The organism is Streptomyces sp. NPDC048142 (assembly GCF_043202835.1).
GTDB lineage: Bacteria > Actinomycetota > Actinomycetes > Streptomycetales > Streptomycetaceae > Streptomyces.
On record NZ_JBIDBC010000023.1, the window covers coordinates 18,454 to 34,951 of the forward strand.

Consider the following 16,498-nt stretch of genomic DNA (forward strand, 5'->3'; position numbering starts at 1 on the left):
CGCACCGCGACGACCGTCTACGGTGATGGAGCCTCGGGTGGGCCCGGGGGCGGAGGATCGGAGCATCAATTTCGGGCAGATTTCGTGACCGAATTGATCGATGTGTGATGTTACTCGCGGGAAACAGGGCGACACAATCCGTCCGTCTAAGATTCTTTGCATCGCACTCATTTTGATCCGGAAATGAGCATCGGAGCCCGGTCCTTTTATCAAGGAATGCGCACCCGGAGGCGTGGAATTGCTCATCGGCGGCCGGAATCCCGCGCGCCGTGCGTACCCGGCACCGCCGGGCGGGGGACCCCTGGACTACCCGCCTCCACTCGCTCACCGATGGCATGGAAAATGAGCCATGCGGCTGGAAATGTCCGCTCAGGAGAGGTCGCTCACCCGCGTTCTCCATGGTGAGCCGCCTGTACGTCCGGCCGCGCCAAGGACCGGCCGCCGCGGTGCGCACCACGCCGGGAACCGCCCGGCCGCCGCCGAACGGCTTTGTTGTCATCACCGGAGCAGGCGGCCGAAATTCATTGTCCGAAAGCGCGCAGTACCGCCCGACCTGCACGGAAGTCGCACCGTGCGGCCGGGATGCGTGCCCCCTGCACTCCGATCTTGTCCAAGTGGTGTGCAGTGCCTGTTCCTTGGTCTATCTTCGTCGCGAACTTGGTACGCACCTGCCGGTTCGTGGGAGCGCTTTCCCCCCACCGCCTCACCCCACCACCGGGCGCCGAGAGCAAGGGGACATGTCATGGCACATCTCATAAGGCCGCTGGATACCGAAGACCCGCTGGGGCCCCTCCCCCAGGAATTCGCGGCGATCATGCGGCCCGAACTACCCAGCCTCATCAAGGAAATCGGCGTCGAGGTCACCCGGGCCTATCCGGAATACGCCCGACTGCTCGACGGCCCGAACGGACAGTCCATCCGGGTGGGCGTGGAGCAGAGCCTCGCCTCTTTCGTCGATCTGGTGGCCGAGCCCTCCTCCTCCACCACGCTCCGGGACGACATGTGCCGGCGCTTCGGACGGTTCGAGGCGTACGAGGGCCGAAGCATGGACACCCTCCAGGGGGCCTACCGGCTGGGCGCACGGGTGGCCCTGCGGCGGGCGAAGAAGGTCGGACAGAGCTATCACCTGTCCCCCACCTTGATGCTGAGCTTCGCCGACGCGCTCTTCGCCTACGTCGACGAACTGGAATCGCTCTCCCGGGAGGGATTCCTGGAGGTGCAGTCCCAGTCGGGCGAGCACAGCGAGGCGCTGCGCCGCCGTCTGCTCCACCTCATCCTCGCCGGACGCCCCGCCCCCGGCAGCGCCATCGCCGATCTGTGCGAACAGGCCGGGTGGACGCTGCCGGAGGAGGTCACGCTGATCGCCGTCCGCGCCCCGGCGGAGCTGGACCGGCTCAGCGCGGACCGCGACCTTCTCCTCGACCTCAGCGCCCCGCAGCCGCACCTGCTGATCCCGGGAGCACCGAACGACGCACGGAGGTCCATGCTGGAACAGGCCCTGCCGGCCGGCCGTGCGGCGATCGGGCTGACCGTCCCCACGGCGCTGGCCTGCGAGTCGATCCGCTGGGCCCGCCGGGTCCTGGAGCTCGTCGACTCCGGCGTGATCGACGACGCGCCGCTCATCCACTGCGAGGACCATCTCACCACCCTGTGGCTGCTGTCCGACCCCGCCCTGCTCGACCAGCTCGCCCAGCGGGAGCTGGCCGCCGTCGCGGGGATCAGCGCCACCCGCCGCGACCGGCTGGTCGAGACGCTGCGGATCTGGCTCGACACCCGGGGCACCGCGGCGCAGATGGGGGCGCTGCTGGATGTCCACCCGCAGACCGTGCGCTATCGCATGCGGAGCCTGGAGACCATCTTCGGTGACCAACTCGTCGACCCCGAGAGCCGTTTCGCCACCGAGGCGGTGTTACGCGCGCTGCGTCTGCGCTCCCGTTCCACCGGCACGTCCCCCTGATCCGGATCACATTCGGCGCGCCGGGTCAACTTACCGGCGCGTAAGGCGAAATAGACGGTCAGTCCCAAACGGTTGCGACACGGAGACGTATCCGGCGAGAAATCCGGAACCGCGTCCCGTACACAGGAAGGAACCTGCCGCTCATCAGGCGGCAGGCCCCGTGCACCGCCTCCTGGCCAACCATCCGAGAGGGAACGTCCCATGACCGCCTCGCACCTCCTCGTCCCCGTGCCGATCCCGGACCGGGTCGCCGCGCTGATCGGATCGTGCGTTCCGCCGCACGTCCTCCAGGCGGAGTTCGACGCCTACTGCGCGGCTCGCGAGGTCCGCAGGTTCCGCGGCCCCCGGCTCGGCGTCGAGGACCAGGCCGACCGCGAGCAGGCGCTGTCCGACCTGGCCCGCGTCAACAAGGTGCTGGCCGCGCACCACCCGCGGCTGGCGGTGCTGCCCGGCTCGCCCTTCTGAACCGCTCCCCCATCGAGCCCATCGAGCCCGTCGGCGGCGGTCACACCGGGGACCTGCGTCGGGATGACCGGGCGGCCTCCCGGTCATGCCGACGGTGGGCCGGGCGGGGGGCTGCCGGAGCTGCCCGATGTCCCCCGGTACGTTCGCCCGGCGCGCCGCTGCTCGTGGAGCTGGAGGACCTCACTCCGTATCCGTCGCTCGACCGGGTCGGCGAGGACGTCCGGGAGGCGTTCGTGGCCCGCTGAGGGCGTCGATCGCCCGCTGACCCGCTGACCCCCGTCCGGCCCGCTCCCGCATGCGGGGGCGGGGGGCCGGTGTGAGGGTGCAGAAGTGACCACTGCCAGCGAGCAAACTCCCGCCGTGCAGAGTGCCGCCGCGCCGCCGACCGTCCTCGACCGGCGGCGGCGCAACATCATCTTCGTGACGATCGTGCTCGGCATGCTGCTCGCGGCACTGGACCAGACGATCGTGGGCACGGCCCTGCCGACGATCGTCTCGGAGCTGGGCGGCGCCGCGCACATGTCGTGGGTGGTCACCGCCTATCTGCTGGCCGAGACGGTGGCCACCGTCCTGGTGGGCAAGTTCGGCGACCTGTTCGGGCGGAAGCTGGTCTTCCAGGTTTCGGCGGTCATCTTCGTCACGGGATCGTTCCTGTGCGGCCTCGCGTCGGACATGCTGCTGCTGATCATCTGGCGCGGTATGCAGGGCATCGGCGCGGGCGGCCTCATGGTCACGTCGATGGCGCTGATCGCGGATGTGATCCCGCTGCGCGAACGGGGCAAGTACCAGGGCGCGATCGGGGCCGTCTTCGGCATTTCGACCGTGATCGGACCGCTGCTCGGCGGGCTGTTCACCGACCATCTGACCTGGCGCTGGGCGTTCTACGTCAACGTGCCGATCGCCATCGTGGTGGTGATCGCCGCCGCCCGGAACATTCCGTCGGTGAAGGCCGCGGGCCGGCCGGTCATCGACTACGCCGGAATCGCGCTGGTCACCGTCGGGGCGAGCGCGTTGATCCTGGCGACGAGCTGGGGCGGGAACGAGTACGCCTGGGGCTCGCCCATGATCATCGGGCTGTTCGTCGCGGGGCTGATCGCCCTGGTGCTGTTCTGCCGGGTGGAGACGCGGGCGAAGGAACCGATGCTGCCGATGCGGCTGTTCCGGAACCCGGTGTTCACGGTCTGCTCGATCCTCAGCTTCATCGTGGGTTTCGCGATGCTCGGCTCGATGATCTTCCTGCCGACCTACCTCCAGTACGTGGACGGGGACTCGGCGACGCTCTCGGGGGTGCGGACGCTGCCGCTGGTCGCCGGGCTGCTGGCCGCCTCGATCTTCAGCGGCAACGTGGTGAGCAAGACGGGCCGCTACCGGGTGTTCCCGATCGTGGGGACGCTGGTCATGGCGGCGGGGCTGTTCCTGCTGTCCCGGATGGGGTCGGGGACCGGCGTCTGGCTGGAGTCCCTGTACATGGTGGTGCTGGGGCTCGGTATCGGACTGGCGATGCAGGTGCTGACGATCGCCGTGCAGAACACCGTCGATTACGAGGACCTGGGCACGGCCACCTCGGGCGTGACGTTCTTCCGCACGCTGGGCAGCGCCTTCGGCACGGCGGTGTTCGGCACCATCTACGCCAACGCGCTCGAACCGAACCTCGCCGAAGGCGTCGCGCGGGCGGCCGCCGCCGACGGTGATCCCGCGGTGCTGGCCGGTGCCTCGCAGAGCCCGCAGGCCCTGCACGCGCTGCCCGCCGCCCAGTCGGAACCGCTGGCGCTGGCCTACGCGGACACGCTGCACACCGTGTTCCTGTGGACCGTGCCCATCGCGCTGATCGGCTTCGTCGTGGCGCTGTTCCTGAAGGAGGTGAAGCTGCGGGACTCGGCGCGGCTCGGGTCGACGGACATGGGCGAGGGCTTCGCGCAGCCGGGCAGCGGGGACTCGGCGAAGCTCCTCGAATTCTCGGTGGCCGCGATTCTGCACGGCGCGGGCCCGGACACCGCCCGGCGGATCGTCGCCGGGTCCGACACCCGCCTCGACATGGCGGGGGCGTGGGCGGTGATGCAGGTGGACCTGTTCACCCGCATGGTCGGTCACGCGGGCCTCGGCCTGATCGCCGCCCGGCACCGCATCCCTCCGGAGGTGCTGGTGCCCGTCTTCGACCGGATGATCGAGGAGGGCTATCTGACGGGCGACGGCCGGCTCTTCTCGCACACGGCGGCGGGCCGGCGCGAGGCGGCGGTGATCTCCGACGCCTGGGGCCGCTGGCTCAACGACCGCCTGGCCGAGGACGGCGCCCGCCCCGACGACCGTCAGCTCCGGGCCACCGTGGACATGATCGCCAAGCGGCTGCTGGCGGAGGACCTGGCCCAGGAGCTGTCGCCCGCGACCGGCCACGGCGGATCGACGCGGGTGGGTGCCCCGGTCTGACGGGCGGCGCCGGTCAGTCGACGAAGACCGCCGTCGTGTAGACCCAGGCGCCCTCGTGGCGGGCGAACCGGCTCGTCTCGTGGAGGGAGTCGGGACGCCCGTCGTCGGTGTAGTGGGCGCGGAAGGTGACCGTTCCGGTGGAGTGGAAAGCGCTGCCCTCGGTGGTGTCCAGGATCTCCAGGCGTACCCAGCGCATCGACGGGTCGAAGTCGACGCCGGGTGGCCGGGTCCCGGGGTGCCAGGTGCGCAGCAGGTACGCCGCGTCCCGGACGACGAAGGCCGCGTACCGGGAGCGCATCAGGGCCTCGCAGGTCGGCGCGGCGGCGCTGCCGGAGTGGAAGCGGCCGCAGCACTCCCCGTAGGCGGCGGGAAGGCCGCAGGGGCAGGGCGAGGCGGGAGTGATGCGCGGGGCGGCGGGGCCCCGGGGCCGGGAGGTGCGTCGTGACATGGGTCCATTGTGACGCGGGGCGGCGGGCTCAGCGGGCCGGGGCGAAGCGGCGGCGGTATTCGGTGGGCGTCAGCCCCGTACGGCGGCGGAGCTGGGTGCGCAGGCTGGTCGCCGTTCCGAGTCCGCTGGCGCGGGCGATCACGTCGAGGCGTTCCTCGCCGCGCTCCATGAGGCGGCGGGCGAGGGTGACACGCTGCTCGGTGAGCCAGGCCAGCGGTGTGGTGCCGAGCTGGGCGCGGAAGCGGCGGTGGAGGGTGGCGGGGCTGACGGCGGCGCGGGCGGCGAGCGCCGCCACGTCGAGGCCGTCGGTCAGGTGCCCGGTGGCCCACTCCAGGAGCGGCCCGAGCGAGGCGTCGGCTGCCTGGGGAACGGGGTGCTCGACGAACTGGCGCTGGCCGCCGTCCCGGTGGGCCGGATGGACGAGCCGTCTGCTGACGGCCGCCGCGGTCTCGGCCCCGTGGTCGGCGCGGACGATATGGAGCGCGGCGTCCAGGGCGGCGGCGCTCCCGGCCGCCGTGATCACCTGCCCGTCGTCGACGAAGAGGACGTCCGGGTCGAGGTCGACCCGCGGGTAGCGGGCGGTGAAGGCGTCCGCCCATCGCCAGTGCGTGGTGGCCCGTCTGCCGTCCAGCACTCCGGCTGCGGCGAGGGTGAAGGCTCCGGTGCAGAAGCTGACGAGACGCGCGCCGCGGGCGTCGGCGCGTCTGATCGCGGCCAGGACGTCCGGGTCGGGCTCCTCCAGCGGGTCGGGCCGGTTGGGCACGATCACGGTGTCCGCGTGGTCCACGGCGGTCAGTCCCGGGACGCCGGAGAGCTGGAAGAAGCCGGCGTGCATGCGGACCGTGGGCGTGGTCGAGCAGAGGGTGAAGTCGTACCAGTCGACGGGCAGCTCGGGCCGGCGCAGCCCGAAGAGCTCGGTCGCGACCCCCATCTCGAACGGATTGGAACCGGCCGAGACGATCATCACCACCCGGTGCGAGGATTCTTTCGTCATATGCGATTCGTAGCACTCACGGGCGTCGGGGTCCAGCACGCAGAGTGGAGCCCATGAGTAACGAGAACGCGGCGCGGCCCGCCACCGAGCCCATCCTGCTGAGCGCCGCCCTGGCCTCCTTCGAGGCGCTGTGGAGTCCGCGCATCGTGACCCGGGTCAACGACTACGACGTACGCGTGGCCAAGGTGCGCGGCGAGCACGTGTGGCATGTGCACGAGGACACGGACGAGTTCTTCCTCGTGCTGGACGGAACGCTGGAGATCGCTCTGCGCGACGGCGACGGAAACGGCGACGGTGACGGTGATGGGAAGGGCGGGGACGGCGAGCGGTCCGTCACCCTGGAGCAGGGCGCGGTCTTCGTCGTCCCGCGCGGTGTCTGGCATCTGCCCCGCTCCGGTCGCGGCGCCTCGATCCTGCTCTTCGAGCCGTCGGGCACGTCGACGGTGGGCGATGCGCACGACGCGGTGCCCGGACATGTGGACGTCACGACGGGACACGCTCTCGACGCCTGAGCACGGATCTCCACCGCCCCGGCCCGCCCGCGTCGGACACGGGCGGGCCGGGGCGGATGAGAGCGGTCAGGGCTTCCGGGCGACGCCCGCGTATCCCGGGATCGGCTCGTCGCCCGGGACGTCGATGACCTCGCCGAGCTCCGGATGCCACGCGGCGGAGAGCGTGACGCCCGGCTCGACCAGTTCGAGGCCGTCGAAGAACGCCGTGAGTTCGGCGTGGCTGCGGGGCCGCAGCGTCATCCCGCGCGCCTTGTACATCGCCCGCGCCTGTGCCGCGCCTTCCGGGTTGAAGTCGCCGGTGGTGTGCGAGAGCACCAGATAGCTGCCGGAGGGGAGCCGCTCGACCAGCTTGTCGACCAGTTCGCCCGCGCCGTCCTCGTCGTCGATGAAGTGCAGCAGGGCCAGCAGCGACAGGGCGATCGGCCGGTCGAAGTCCAGGACCTTTCCGGCCTGCGCCAGGATGGCCTCGGGCTTGCGGGCGTCGGCCTGGATGTACTCGGTGGCGCCCTCGGGCGTGGAGCGGAGCAGGGCCGCCGCGTGGGCGAGCACGATCGGGTCGTTGTCGCAGTAGACGACGCGCGCGTCGGGGGCCGCCCGCTGGGCGATCTGGTGGAGGTTCGGTTCGGTGGGTATGCCGGTGCCGATGTCCAGGAACTGGCGCACACCGCTCTCGGCGAGCCAGCGGGTGGCCCGGTGCATGAACGCCCGGTTGACCCGCGCCATGTCACGGCCCCGCGCGTCCAGGGCGAGCAGCTGACGCGCCATCTGTTCGTCGACCGGGTAGTTGTCCTTGCCGCCGAGGAACCAGTCGTACATCCGGGCCGGATGCGGCTTGCTGGTGTCGATCTCGATGGGGCGGGGTTCTTGCCCGGTCATGGCGCGCTCCGTGGTCGGGGTCCGTACGTCGACGATGGGAATACGAATGACGAAGGAGTGTGCGGGAACGTGCCCGAGTGCGGTGCGGGAACGCGCCCTTCGGTGGGCCCCTCCGCCGGGCCCTTCGGTGCCCGGAAGGATAGGGGGTGTGGCCTCAGGTGAGAAGGAAGTCTGCCTGGCCGGCCTTGGCACCCTGGATGAACGCGGCGATCTCGCCGTTGGAATAGATGAGAGCGGGGCCGTCCGGGTCGGCGGACTGGCGTACGGCGACGCGCCCGTCGGCGAGCTTCATGGCCTCGACGCAGTTGCCGCCGTTCCCTCCGCTCCACGGCTTGTACCAGCCTTCGGAGCCGAGGTCACCGGCCGGCATGCCGTTGTATATGTGGTTCATCACAGCTCCTTGCGGAAGTCCCGGAGGATTTCCTTCGTGCGTTGTGCAGTTGCGGCCTGAGCCGCCATGCGGTCCATGACTTCGAGATAGGAGGCCACCTCGGGTCGGGCGTCGAAGTAGACGGCTCCGGTCAGGTACTCGCTGTAGACCATGTCGGGGAGTTCGGGAACGGCGAACCGGAAGAGGACGAACGGACCGTAGGTTCCCGGATGGTGGCCGGTGGCGAACTCCGCGATCTGCAGCGTGACGTGGGCGAGCTCCGTGGCTTCGAGCAGCTTGTCGATCTGCCCGCGCATCACCTTCGCGCTGCCGACGGACCGCCGCAGGACGGTCTCGTCCATGATCGCCCACAGTCTGGGGGCGTCGTCCTTGGCCAGCAGGCACTGGCGCTCCATACGCAGCGCCACATGGCGTTCGATGTCCTCGGGGCGGGTCTGGCCGACCGCGCCGGTCCGCATCACGCAGCGCGCGTAGTCCTCGGTCTGGAGGAGTCCGGGCACGAAGTGCGGCTCGTACATGCGCAGCAGGCTCGCCGCGCCCTCCAGGCTGACGTACATGCTGAACCAGTCGGGCAGGACGTCGTGGAAACGCTGCCACCAGCCCGGCTTGTTCGCCTCCTCCGCCAGTTCGACGAAGGCGTCGGTCTCCTGTTCCCCGACGCCGTACGCCTTCAGCAGCGCCTGGACGTAGGGGATCTTCAGCCCGACCTCGGCCGTCTCCATTCTGCGTATCGTCGCCGGGGCGACCCTGAGCACCTTCGCCGCCTGGTCACGGGTCAGGCCGGCACCCTCACGCAGATCCTGCAGGCGCTTACCGAGAACGACCTGGCCCACGGTCGGGGCGGACCGCGGTTCGCTCACTTCAGACCTCCCCATGCGCTGTTTTGCGAGCAGTGTGCCATGCGTGCGCCCCCAACGACACAGTCACTCTGGAAATTTCAGAGTGCCTCTTGCCAAGTGTCATCGTCAGGGGGAGAGTTGACTCCAGAACCAGTTCGCTCAGTCATGCCCGCCCCCGAATACCCGGGGAACGAAGCGTGATGCAGCCCCCACTGTGAGGAATCGGTCGTGGCACCTGGCAGTGCGCTCATCCCCCGGCTCATGGACCTCAGTCCCGGGACGGAGACGCTCCGTTACTGCTTCGCGCTGCCGGCGCACCCCGAGTCGGTGGCCGGTGCGCGCGAGCTGACGCGAGCCCGGCTGGACGCCTGGGAGCTGGGCCACGACTCCTGTGACGCGGCCGTCCTCGTCGTCTCCGAGCTGGTGACCAACGCGGTCGTGCACACCGCGAGCACCAGAGTGGTGTGCGAGCTGAGCCGCCTCGGCAGACGGCTGCGGATAGCCGTGCAGGACCAGGGGCACCAGCCCGGCGGCCCGCGGCTGCGCCGCACCTCCGACGACGAGCACGGCCGTGGTCTGCTCCTCGTCGACGCGATGAGCAGCGCCTGGGGATCGCACGACGCCGGGGCCGCCTGCGGGCGCATCGTCTGGGCGGAGCTGCCGTACGACGCCGAGTTGTCCGGCACGGAGCAGCCATGCTGAGAAACGCGCTGTCCCGGCTGCGCGCGGCGCACCGGGCCCGGACGCCCGAGCAGGCCTGCGGCGGCCGGGTGCGGCTGGCCCTGCCGGCCTCGATGTCGGCCAGCCTGGGCTGCGACGCGGTCGGGGTGCCCGCCCGGCACGGCTTCCGCCTCATGTCCCATCTGCCGCGCACCGGATGCGTCTTCGCCGACGCGGACCGCTGGTGGTGGATCGTCCCGGCCGGCTCCGACCTGGATCTCGACTGGCCCGAGCAGGTGACGTACGCGCGGGACGCGGAGGTGCCCGGCGGCCGGCCCCGGTTGATCCACTCACCGGAGAGCCTCACTCCGTACACCCCGCCCATCCCGCTCTTCCTGATGGTCTGCCAGGTGACCGGGGTGACGCCGAGCTGGGCCGCCGCCGGTGCGCCGAGCGTCGCGTCCGCGCCGTAGGAAGCCGCCGTCGGACTCCCTTGCCCACCGCGCCGGCGGCGGTTGCTCAGGGCCGGTCGAGATACGCGAGCCCCGGGTGGACCTCGGTGTACCGGTCGACCAGCCGCCGGGCCACCGCCACGGAGTCGACCAGCGGGTGCAGCGCGAAAGCCCGGACGGCCGCCGCGCGCGACCCGCTCTCCGCCGCCTCCAGCACCGCCCGCTCGGCGGCCTTCACCGCGGTGACGAGGCCGACCGCGTGGTACGGGAGGGGCGAGACGGCCACCGGGTGGGCCCCGTTGGCGTCGACGAGGCAGGGCACCTCGACGACGGCGTCCGCGTCCAGGACCGAAAGGGCGGTGCGGTTGCGGACGTTGAGGATCAGGGAGGTACGTTCGTTGCGGGCGACGGCCCGCATCAGAGCGAGCGCGACTTGTTCGTAGCCGCCGGACTCCAGGTCGCTCTCCTCCCGCTCCCCCGCCCCGGCGACCTCGCGGCTCTCCGCCATGTACGTCGCCTCACGTTCGGCGCGGCTGCGGTCCCAGGTGGCCAGGGCGGGGGTGCCGGGCTCCCGCATGCGGGCGTAGAAGCCCTCCTGGTGATCCCGGAGAAAGGCGCCCCGGGTCTGCTCGGCCTTCTGGTAGGCGCGTACGGCTTCACGGTTGAAGTAGTAGTAGTGCAGGTACTCGTTCGGGATCGCGCCCAGCGACCGGAGCAGGTCGGCGCCGAAGAGCCGGCCCTGCTCGAAGGAGTCGAGCAGCTTCGGGTCGGCGAGCAGCCGGGGCAGTTCGTCCCGCCCGTCCACATAAAGCCCCCGCACCCACCCGAGGTGGTTGAGCCCGGCGTAGTCGACCCAGGCCCGGTCCGGGTCGGCGCCCAGGACGCGGGCGATGCTCCGCCCCAGCCCGACCGGCGAGTCGCAGATCCCGATGACCCGGTCGCCCAACTGCTGGGACATGGCCTCGGTGACGAGTCCCGCCGGGTTGGTGAAGTTGATGACCCAGGCGTGCGGGGCGAGCCGGGCGATGCGCCGGGCGAGTTCGATGGCGACGGGGACCGTGCGCAGCCCGTACGCGATGCCGCCGGCGCCGACGGTCTCCTGGCCGAGCACGCCTTCGTCGAGGGCCACCCGTTCGTCGGCGGCGCGTCCGGCCAGTCCGCCGACGCGGATGGCGGAGAAGACGAAGTCGGCGCCGCGCAGCGCCTCGTCGAGTTCCGTGGTGGCGACGACGGCGGGGGCGTTCGCGATGCCCCGCCCCTGTTCCGCCAGGACGCGGGCGACGGCGGTGAGCCGGTCGGCGTCGGTGTCGTACAACGTGACCCGGGAGATGCGGCCCTCGGCGTGATCGCCGAGGAGGGCCCCGTACACGAGAGGCACCCGGAATCCGCCACCGCCAAGAATTGTCAGCTTCACGCTGCTCGATGGTACGGGCACGCCTGGGCTCCCGGGTGATCCCCGCTCCGGCAGGTCCGGGCTCCCCCGCCCGGGTGCACGACGCGGCGGCCCCGGGCCCGTGGGCGTGATCCGGGGCCGCCGCGGCCGGACGGTCGACGGCGTGTCAGTAGCCGCTCCACCAGCGGGCGACCGCCTGCCAGAGCCGGGCGGGGGCGGCCGGGCGGCGCTGCTGCGGGATCGTCGCCACCGGAGCGGGTGCGGGGGTGGGGGCCGGTTCGGCCGCGGGAGGTGCGGCCGGTGCGGGCCCGGGGGCGGCGCCCGGGGCGTGGGCGGGCTGCGCCCCGGCCGCCTCGTGCCGGGGCTCGGGAACGGGCCTGGCCGGGGAGGAGATCTCCCAGGCGTCGGCCGGGCGGGCGGTACGGGCCATCACCGAGAGCGGGTCGGCGTCCAGCTTCTGCTGCGGGCTGGGGGCGAACTGCACCGGCAGCTCGACCAGGTGGCGGGACATGATGTTGCCGACCCAGCGCAGCTCGCTCTCCCCGACGCCGAGCTCCAGGTCCGGAAGGCGCATCAGGAGCGCGTCGACCCCGACGTCGGCGATGGCACGGCCGATGTCCTGGCCCGGACACTCGTGGGGGCCGCCGCTGAAGGCGAGGTGGGCGCGGTTCCCGCCCATGTCGGCGCCCAGGTCCGGCCGGACGGCGGGGTCGGTGTTGGCCGGGGCGATCCCGACGAGCAGGGCGTCGCCCGCCTTGATCTGCTGGCCGCCGAGCTCGGTGTCGCCGACCGCCCAGCGGCCGAAGACGGCGGTGAACGGCGGCTCGTCCCAGAGGGTCTGCTCCACCGCTTCGGGCACGGTCATGTGCCCGCCGCTGAGCCGGGCGCGGAAGCGCGGGTCGATCAGGACCATGCGCAGCACGTTGGCGATGAGGTTGGCGGTGGACTCGTAGGCGGCGATGAGGATGAGCCGCAGATGCTCGACGACCTCGATGTCGGTCATCGTCGCGGGGTGCTCGACGAGCCAGGTGGCGAAGTCCGGCGCGGGGTCGGCGCGGCGCCGCTCGACCAGGCGCGTCAGCACGGACACGATGTGGGCGTTGCTGGCCACGGCGGTCTCGGTGCCGCGGGTCATGTCCCGGGCCGCCTGGACGAGGCGCTCGTCGTACTCCTCCGGCATGCCGAAGATCGCGCACATCACCATCATCGGCAGGTGCTCCGCGAACTGGCCGACCAGGTCGGCGGTGCCCTTCTCGCAGAAGTCGTTGACGAGGCGGTTACTGAAGCGGTTGATGTGGCGGCGCACCCCGCGGGTGTCGATGCGCTCCATGCTGTCGGTGACCGCGCCGCGCTGCCGTTCGTGCTTGGCGCCGTCGGCGAACACGCAGACGGGCTGCCAGGTGAAGATCGGGGCGAGCGGGTGGTCCGGGGCGACGCTGCCGTCCTGGAGGGCCCGCCAGCGCCGCGAGTCCCGGGAGAACTGGGACGGCGTACGGGTGAGGTGGAGGTTCTCGCTGTGGCCGAGCACGAGCCAGGCGGGCACGTCGCCGTGGAGCAGGACCGGGGCGACGGTGCCGTGTTCGGCGCGGAGTTTGTCGTAGAGGCCCGCGGGGTCGTTCTCCGCCTCGGGGCCGTAGAGCCGGCGCAGTCCGCCGGGGCCGATGTCGAGGTTGTGGGCCGGGCACTGGGGCGGCGGCACGGCGCCCGGTTCGTGGTGGAAGGGGGTTGTCACAGGGGCTCCAGGGATCGGATTCCAGGGCTGGGTGCGCAAGCGGGTGGGACGGGCGTTCGGGCGCGGACCGGATCGGGCCGGGGGCGTACGCCGGGGGATGGCGCGCGCTCCCGGTCGTGGATCCGGTCGTGGATCCGGTCGCCCGGGGCGTCCCGAAAGGAGAGGTTCCGGCGTCAGGCGAGCGGGACGGCCAGGCTGTGCAGATAGCGCATCAGGGTCATCAGCACATCGCGGCTGGAGGCCCGCAGCCGGGCGTCGCAGTCGACCATCGGGACCTCGTCCGGCAGGTCGAGGGCTCTGCGCAGGGCCTCGACCGGGTGGTGCGGCGCGTCGGGAAAGGTGTTCACGGCCACCACGAACGGCACTCCGCGCTCCTCCAGCCGGCCGATGACGTCGAAGCTGACTTCGAGTCGTCTCGTGTCGATGAGGACGACCGCGCCGAGGGCGCCCTCGAAGAGGCCGTTCCACAGGAACCAGAAGCGTTCCTGGCCGGGGGTGCCGAACAGATAGAGGATCAGTTCATCGCTGAGGCTGATCCGGCCGAAGTCCATGGCCACGGTGGTGGCGGTCTTCGTCTCCACCCCGGCGTTGTCGTCCACGCCGACGCCGGCCTGGGTCATGGTCTCTTCGGTCGTCAGTGGCCGGATCTCGCTCACCGAGCCGACCATGGTCGTCTTGCCGACGCCGAACCCTCCGACGATCACGACCTTCACCGCGGCGGTGGCCGTGGTGGGAAGGACGTCCTCGCTGCGGGGTCCGGTGATCGTGTCAGAGCTTCTGAAGTCCATGCATCACCGCTTCGAGAAGGGACCTGTCGGGGAGAGTGGCGCGGACGATCGGCGCGCGCGACTCGATGAGTTCGGTCGCGAGGAGATCGCTCAGGAGCGAGGTGACCACACTGAACGGCAGGCTGAGATAGGCCGAGATCTCGGCGACGGACAGGGGGGCCTGGCAGAGCCGCAGGATGGCCGCCTGCTCGGGCTGGAAGGTCGGCGAGGGCTCCGCCTGCGCGACGACCATCGTGACCAGGTCGAGCGCGGCCCGTTCACTGTCGTCGAGATCGCCGGTGATCACGTACAACCGCTCCGGATCGAGGAGGTCCGGATCGGCCTTGCGGCGCTCTCGTCGAGGACCACTCATCCGGACTGCCCGCCGTGGCGGGGCGGGCTGGTCAGGTGGGCTCCGATCCGCACGACCATGTCCCGCATCCGGGCGCCGACGAGTCCGGCGTCGACCGTCTCGCCCGCCAGGACCGCGAGATAGGCGCCGGCCCCGGCCGCCATCAGGTAGAAGAAACCGCCCGTCACCTCGATGACGACGAGCTTCATGAGTCCGTCGCTGTACGGGATCTCGGTGGCCACCGCGGCGGCCAGGCTCTGCAGCCCGGCGCAGGCCGCCGCGAGCCGGTCGGCGACGTCGGGGTCGCCGCCGTGCATCGCGATGCGCAGGCCGTCCGAGGAGAGCACCACGATCTGGTGGATGCTCGGAACGTCGTCGGCCAGTTCCTTGAGCATCCAGTCCATGTTTCCCCGCTGCTGGATCACTTCAGGTCTCCCTTGTCCCACGCCTCATCGGAGTCTTCGCCGTGCTTTCGTTCCTGCGGTACGCCGTTGACGGCCTTGGTGAAGGCCTCCAGCCACAGGCCGGGGGGCTTCTCCTCGCCGCGCCCGTCCTCCCCGCCCTCGTCCCGGCCGGGCTGGTACCCGTCGGCGGGGGCGGCGGGCGGCGGGGGCTGCTGCGGGAGGTTGTGCGAGCCGAGCGGGGCGCGGCCCCGGCTGCGGCGCTGCGGCAGCCCGTTCTCGGTCCACTCGGTGACCACGGGAAGGTCGTCCTCCATGGCCGCCGCGGGTACGGCCGGGCGCGACGTGGCCGCGGGGGCACCGGTGGGGACCGGTGCGGCCACCGACGGCACGGGCCCGGTGGCGGCGGGCTTGGGCTTGCGCTTGCCGGGCGGCGGCACCACGTGCTGGAGCTGCGACATGTCCAGCGAGCTGGTGGGCCGCGAGGTGGCGCCGATGCCGTGGGCGATGCCCGGGGCGGGCCCGGTGGTGATCATGTCGCGCGGCACGATGAGGACGGCGCGGACGCCGCCGTACGCCGACTGACGCAGCGACACCTGGAGCTGGTACATCCGGGAGAGCCGGCCGACGACGGCCATGCCGAGCCGCGGGGACTCCCCGAGGTCGTTCATGTTGATGCCGGCCTGGGCCTGGGCGAGCATGTTCTCGGCGCGGGCGCGGGCCTCCTCGCTGAGGCTGACGCCGCCGTCCTCGATCTCGATGGCGATGCCGGTCTGCACCTCGACCGCGGTGACGTGCACCCGGGTCTGGGGCGGCGAGTAGCGGGTCGCGTTGTCGAGGAGTTCGGCGCAGGCGTGGATGAGCGGTTCGACCGAGGTGCCGACGATGGCGACCTTGGCGATCGAGTGCAGATCGACGCGCTGGTACTCCAGGATGCGGGACATCGCACCGCGCAGCACGCTGAACAGCGGTACGGGCTTGGGCCATTGGCGGCTCGGACGGGCGCCGCCGAGCACGGCGATGGAGTCGGCGAGACGGCCGATCAGCGCGGTGCCGTGGTCGATGCGCAGCAGGTCGTCGAAGACCTCGGGGTTGCGCCCGTAGTGGTCCTCCATCTCCCGCAGTTCACTGGCCTGGCGGTGCACGATCGCCTGGACGCGGCGGGCGACGCTGACGAAGGCACGCTGGGCGGAGTCACGCCGCGCCTCCTCGTTGTCGATGACTTCGAGGACCTGGTAGACCTGCTCGCGCAGCGCCTTGGGCAGATGGCGGTTGGCCACGTCCGCGTCGACGATGTCGCGCATCACTTCTTCGGGCGAATTGCCCACCCGCAGCCGCCGGATGGCGGCGGGCATGACGTCCTTGGTGAGCCGTACCGTCTCGGCGTCGTGCGAGAGGATCCGGTGTTCCAGGTAGGCGATGCGCTGTTCGTACTCCGCACGCTGGACGCGCGTGGCGCGCCGATGACGGTGCAGCGCCACGGTGAGTACGGCGACCACGAGCGTGGTGATCGCGCCGCACACGGCGACTGGTATCCGCGCGGCCGGTGCGACCAGGGCCGACCCGGCGGCGGTGGCGCCGAGGAGCAGGGCCACGGGCAGCAGGACTACGCGGACGACGGGAATTTCTCTGTCGGTCGGCGGTGATTCAACACGGACCATCTAAAACCCTCTGGCGGTTGATTCCGGGATGTATGCGCACGTGAGCGGAGACTCGGAACAAGTGCTCGAATTCATCTCAACTCGTCTTCACTGCGCGTGAGCTTAGCCAGATCAGAACAGTGCTTCGGCATATTCACCCAACCCCCTGCGAAAGCTCGCCAAGAGGAATACACT

17 protein-coding genes are annotated in these 16,498 nt (G+C 71.1%); 6 read left to right on the forward strand and 11 right to left on the reverse strand.

Features of this window, described 5'->3' with window-relative positions; genetic code table 11:
- The first annotated feature begins 742 nt into the window (after positions 1 to 742).
- From ACGF2Y_RS25480 to ACGF2Y_RS25490, 3 genes are all read left to right on the forward strand, one after another.
- Entirely contained in the window at positions 743 to 1,957 is a 1,215-nt protein-coding gene (locus tag ACGF2Y_RS25480) for a helix-turn-helix domain-containing protein (protein ID WP_392951715.1), read from the forward strand.
- Positions 1,958 to 2,158: 201 nt separating this feature from the next.
- Complete coding sequence (locus ACGF2Y_RS25485; protein ID WP_392951716.1) at positions 2,159 to 2,422, forward strand: hypothetical protein; 264 nt, start codon at positions 2,159 to 2,161, stop codon at positions 2,420 to 2,422.
- A 330-nt stretch (positions 2,423 to 2,752) separates the two neighbouring features.
- Positions 2,753 to 4,846, forward strand: a complete 2,094-nt coding sequence (locus ACGF2Y_RS25490) for an MDR family MFS transporter (RefSeq protein ID WP_392951719.1) — start codon at positions 2,753 to 2,755, stop codon at positions 4,844 to 4,846.
- A 13-nt stretch (positions 4,847 to 4,859) separates the two neighbouring features.
- Here ACGF2Y_RS25490 and ACGF2Y_RS25495 read toward each other — a convergent pair whose 3' ends face one another.
- Both ACGF2Y_RS25495 and ACGF2Y_RS25500 read right to left on the reverse strand, forming a co-directional pair.
- Entirely contained in the window at positions 4,860 to 5,294 is a 435-nt protein-coding gene (locus tag ACGF2Y_RS25495; protein ID WP_392951721.1) for a YchJ family protein, read from the reverse strand.
- 28 nt (positions 5,295 to 5,322) lie between these two features.
- Positions 5,323 to 6,288 (reverse strand): helix-turn-helix domain-containing protein, encoded by a 966-nt coding sequence (locus ACGF2Y_RS25500; RefSeq protein WP_392951723.1) that lies wholly within the window; start codon positions 6,286 to 6,288, stop codon positions 5,323 to 5,325.
- A gap of 53 nt (positions 6,289 to 6,341) precedes the next feature.
- On the opposite strand from ACGF2Y_RS25500, the gene ACGF2Y_RS25505 reads away from it, so the two are divergent.
- Positions 6,342 to 6,800, forward strand: a complete 459-nt coding sequence (locus tag ACGF2Y_RS25505; RefSeq protein ID WP_392951726.1) for a cupin domain-containing protein — start codon at positions 6,342 to 6,344, stop codon at positions 6,798 to 6,800.
- A gap of 66 nt (positions 6,801 to 6,866) precedes the next feature.
- On the opposite strand, the gene ACGF2Y_RS25510 is transcribed toward ACGF2Y_RS25505, so the two are convergent.
- The 3 genes from ACGF2Y_RS25510 to ACGF2Y_RS25520 all read right to left on the reverse strand — a co-directional run bounded on the left by ACGF2Y_RS25510 (position 6,867) and on the right by ACGF2Y_RS25520 (position 8,927).
- Positions 6,867 to 7,676 carry an SAM-dependent methyltransferase gene (locus ACGF2Y_RS25510; protein ID WP_392951728.1) on the reverse strand — a complete coding sequence of 270 codons (810 nt, stop codon included), beginning with the start codon at positions 7,674 to 7,676 and terminating at the stop codon, positions 6,867 to 6,869.
- Between the two features lie 154 nt (positions 7,677 to 7,830).
- The gene (locus ACGF2Y_RS25515) at positions 7,831 to 8,067 is read right to left on the reverse strand and encodes a DUF397 domain-containing protein (RefSeq protein WP_018955330.1); all 237 of its coding nucleotides are present in this window, start codon (positions 8,065 to 8,067) and stop codon (positions 7,831 to 7,833) included.
- Positions 8,067 to 8,927: a helix-turn-helix domain-containing protein gene (locus ACGF2Y_RS25520; protein WP_392951731.1), complete on the reverse strand. Its 861-nt coding sequence runs from the start codon at positions 8,925 to 8,927 to the stop codon at positions 8,067 to 8,069. Before ACGF2Y_RS25520 ends, ACGF2Y_RS25515 begins: the two co-directional genes overlap by 1 nt.
- Before the next feature lie 207 nt (positions 8,928 to 9,134).
- On the opposite strand from ACGF2Y_RS25520, the gene ACGF2Y_RS25525 reads away from it, so the two are divergent.
- Together ACGF2Y_RS25525 and ACGF2Y_RS25530 are read left to right on the forward strand one after the other, a co-directional pair.
- Positions 9,135 to 9,608, forward strand: a complete 474-nt coding sequence (locus tag ACGF2Y_RS25525) for an ATP-binding protein (protein WP_392951734.1) — start codon at positions 9,135 to 9,137, stop codon at positions 9,606 to 9,608.
- Positions 9,602 to 10,039 (forward strand): hypothetical protein, encoded by a 438-nt coding sequence (locus ACGF2Y_RS25530; protein WP_392951736.1) that lies wholly within the window; start codon positions 9,602 to 9,604, stop codon positions 10,037 to 10,039. Before ACGF2Y_RS25525 ends, ACGF2Y_RS25530 begins: the two co-directional genes overlap by 7 nt.
- A gap of 46 nt (positions 10,040 to 10,085) precedes the next feature.
- On the opposite strand, the gene ACGF2Y_RS25535 is transcribed toward ACGF2Y_RS25530, so the two are convergent.
- The 6 genes from ACGF2Y_RS25535 to ACGF2Y_RS25560 all read right to left on the reverse strand — a co-directional run bounded on the left by ACGF2Y_RS25535 (position 10,086) and on the right by ACGF2Y_RS25560 (position 16,324).
- Positions 10,086 to 11,432 (reverse strand): 6-phospho-beta-glucosidase, encoded by a 1,347-nt coding sequence (locus tag ACGF2Y_RS25535; RefSeq protein ID WP_392951738.1) that lies wholly within the window; start codon positions 11,430 to 11,432, stop codon positions 10,086 to 10,088.
- Positions 11,433 to 11,577: 145 nt separating this feature from the next.
- The gene (locus tag ACGF2Y_RS25540; protein WP_392951741.1) at positions 11,578 to 13,143 is read right to left on the reverse strand and encodes a cytochrome P450; all 1,566 of its coding nucleotides are present in this window, start codon (positions 13,141 to 13,143) and stop codon (positions 11,578 to 11,580) included.
- Positions 13,144 to 13,316: 173 nt separating this feature from the next.
- A complete protein-coding gene (locus tag ACGF2Y_RS25545; RefSeq protein ID WP_392951744.1) occupies positions 13,317 to 13,931 on the reverse strand; it encodes an ATP/GTP-binding protein in 615 nt (204 codons plus the stop codon).
- On the reverse strand, positions 13,912 to 14,283 hold the full coding sequence (locus ACGF2Y_RS25550) for a DUF742 domain-containing protein (protein ID WP_103509680.1): 372 nt from the start codon (positions 14,281 to 14,283) through the stop codon (positions 13,912 to 13,914). The genes ACGF2Y_RS25545 and ACGF2Y_RS25550 overlap by 20 nt, the downstream gene beginning before the upstream one ends.
- Complete coding sequence (locus ACGF2Y_RS25555; protein WP_007454741.1) at positions 14,280 to 14,687, reverse strand: roadblock/LC7 domain-containing protein; 408 nt, start codon at positions 14,685 to 14,687, stop codon at positions 14,280 to 14,282. The genes ACGF2Y_RS25550 and ACGF2Y_RS25555 overlap by 4 nt, the downstream gene beginning before the upstream one ends.
- Complete coding sequence (locus ACGF2Y_RS25560) at positions 14,684 to 16,324, reverse strand: sensor histidine kinase (RefSeq protein ID WP_392951748.1); 1,641 nt, start codon at positions 16,322 to 16,324, stop codon at positions 14,684 to 14,686. The genes ACGF2Y_RS25555 and ACGF2Y_RS25560 overlap by 4 nt, the downstream gene beginning before the upstream one ends.
- Between the last annotated feature and the right edge of the window lie 174 nt (positions 16,325 to 16,498).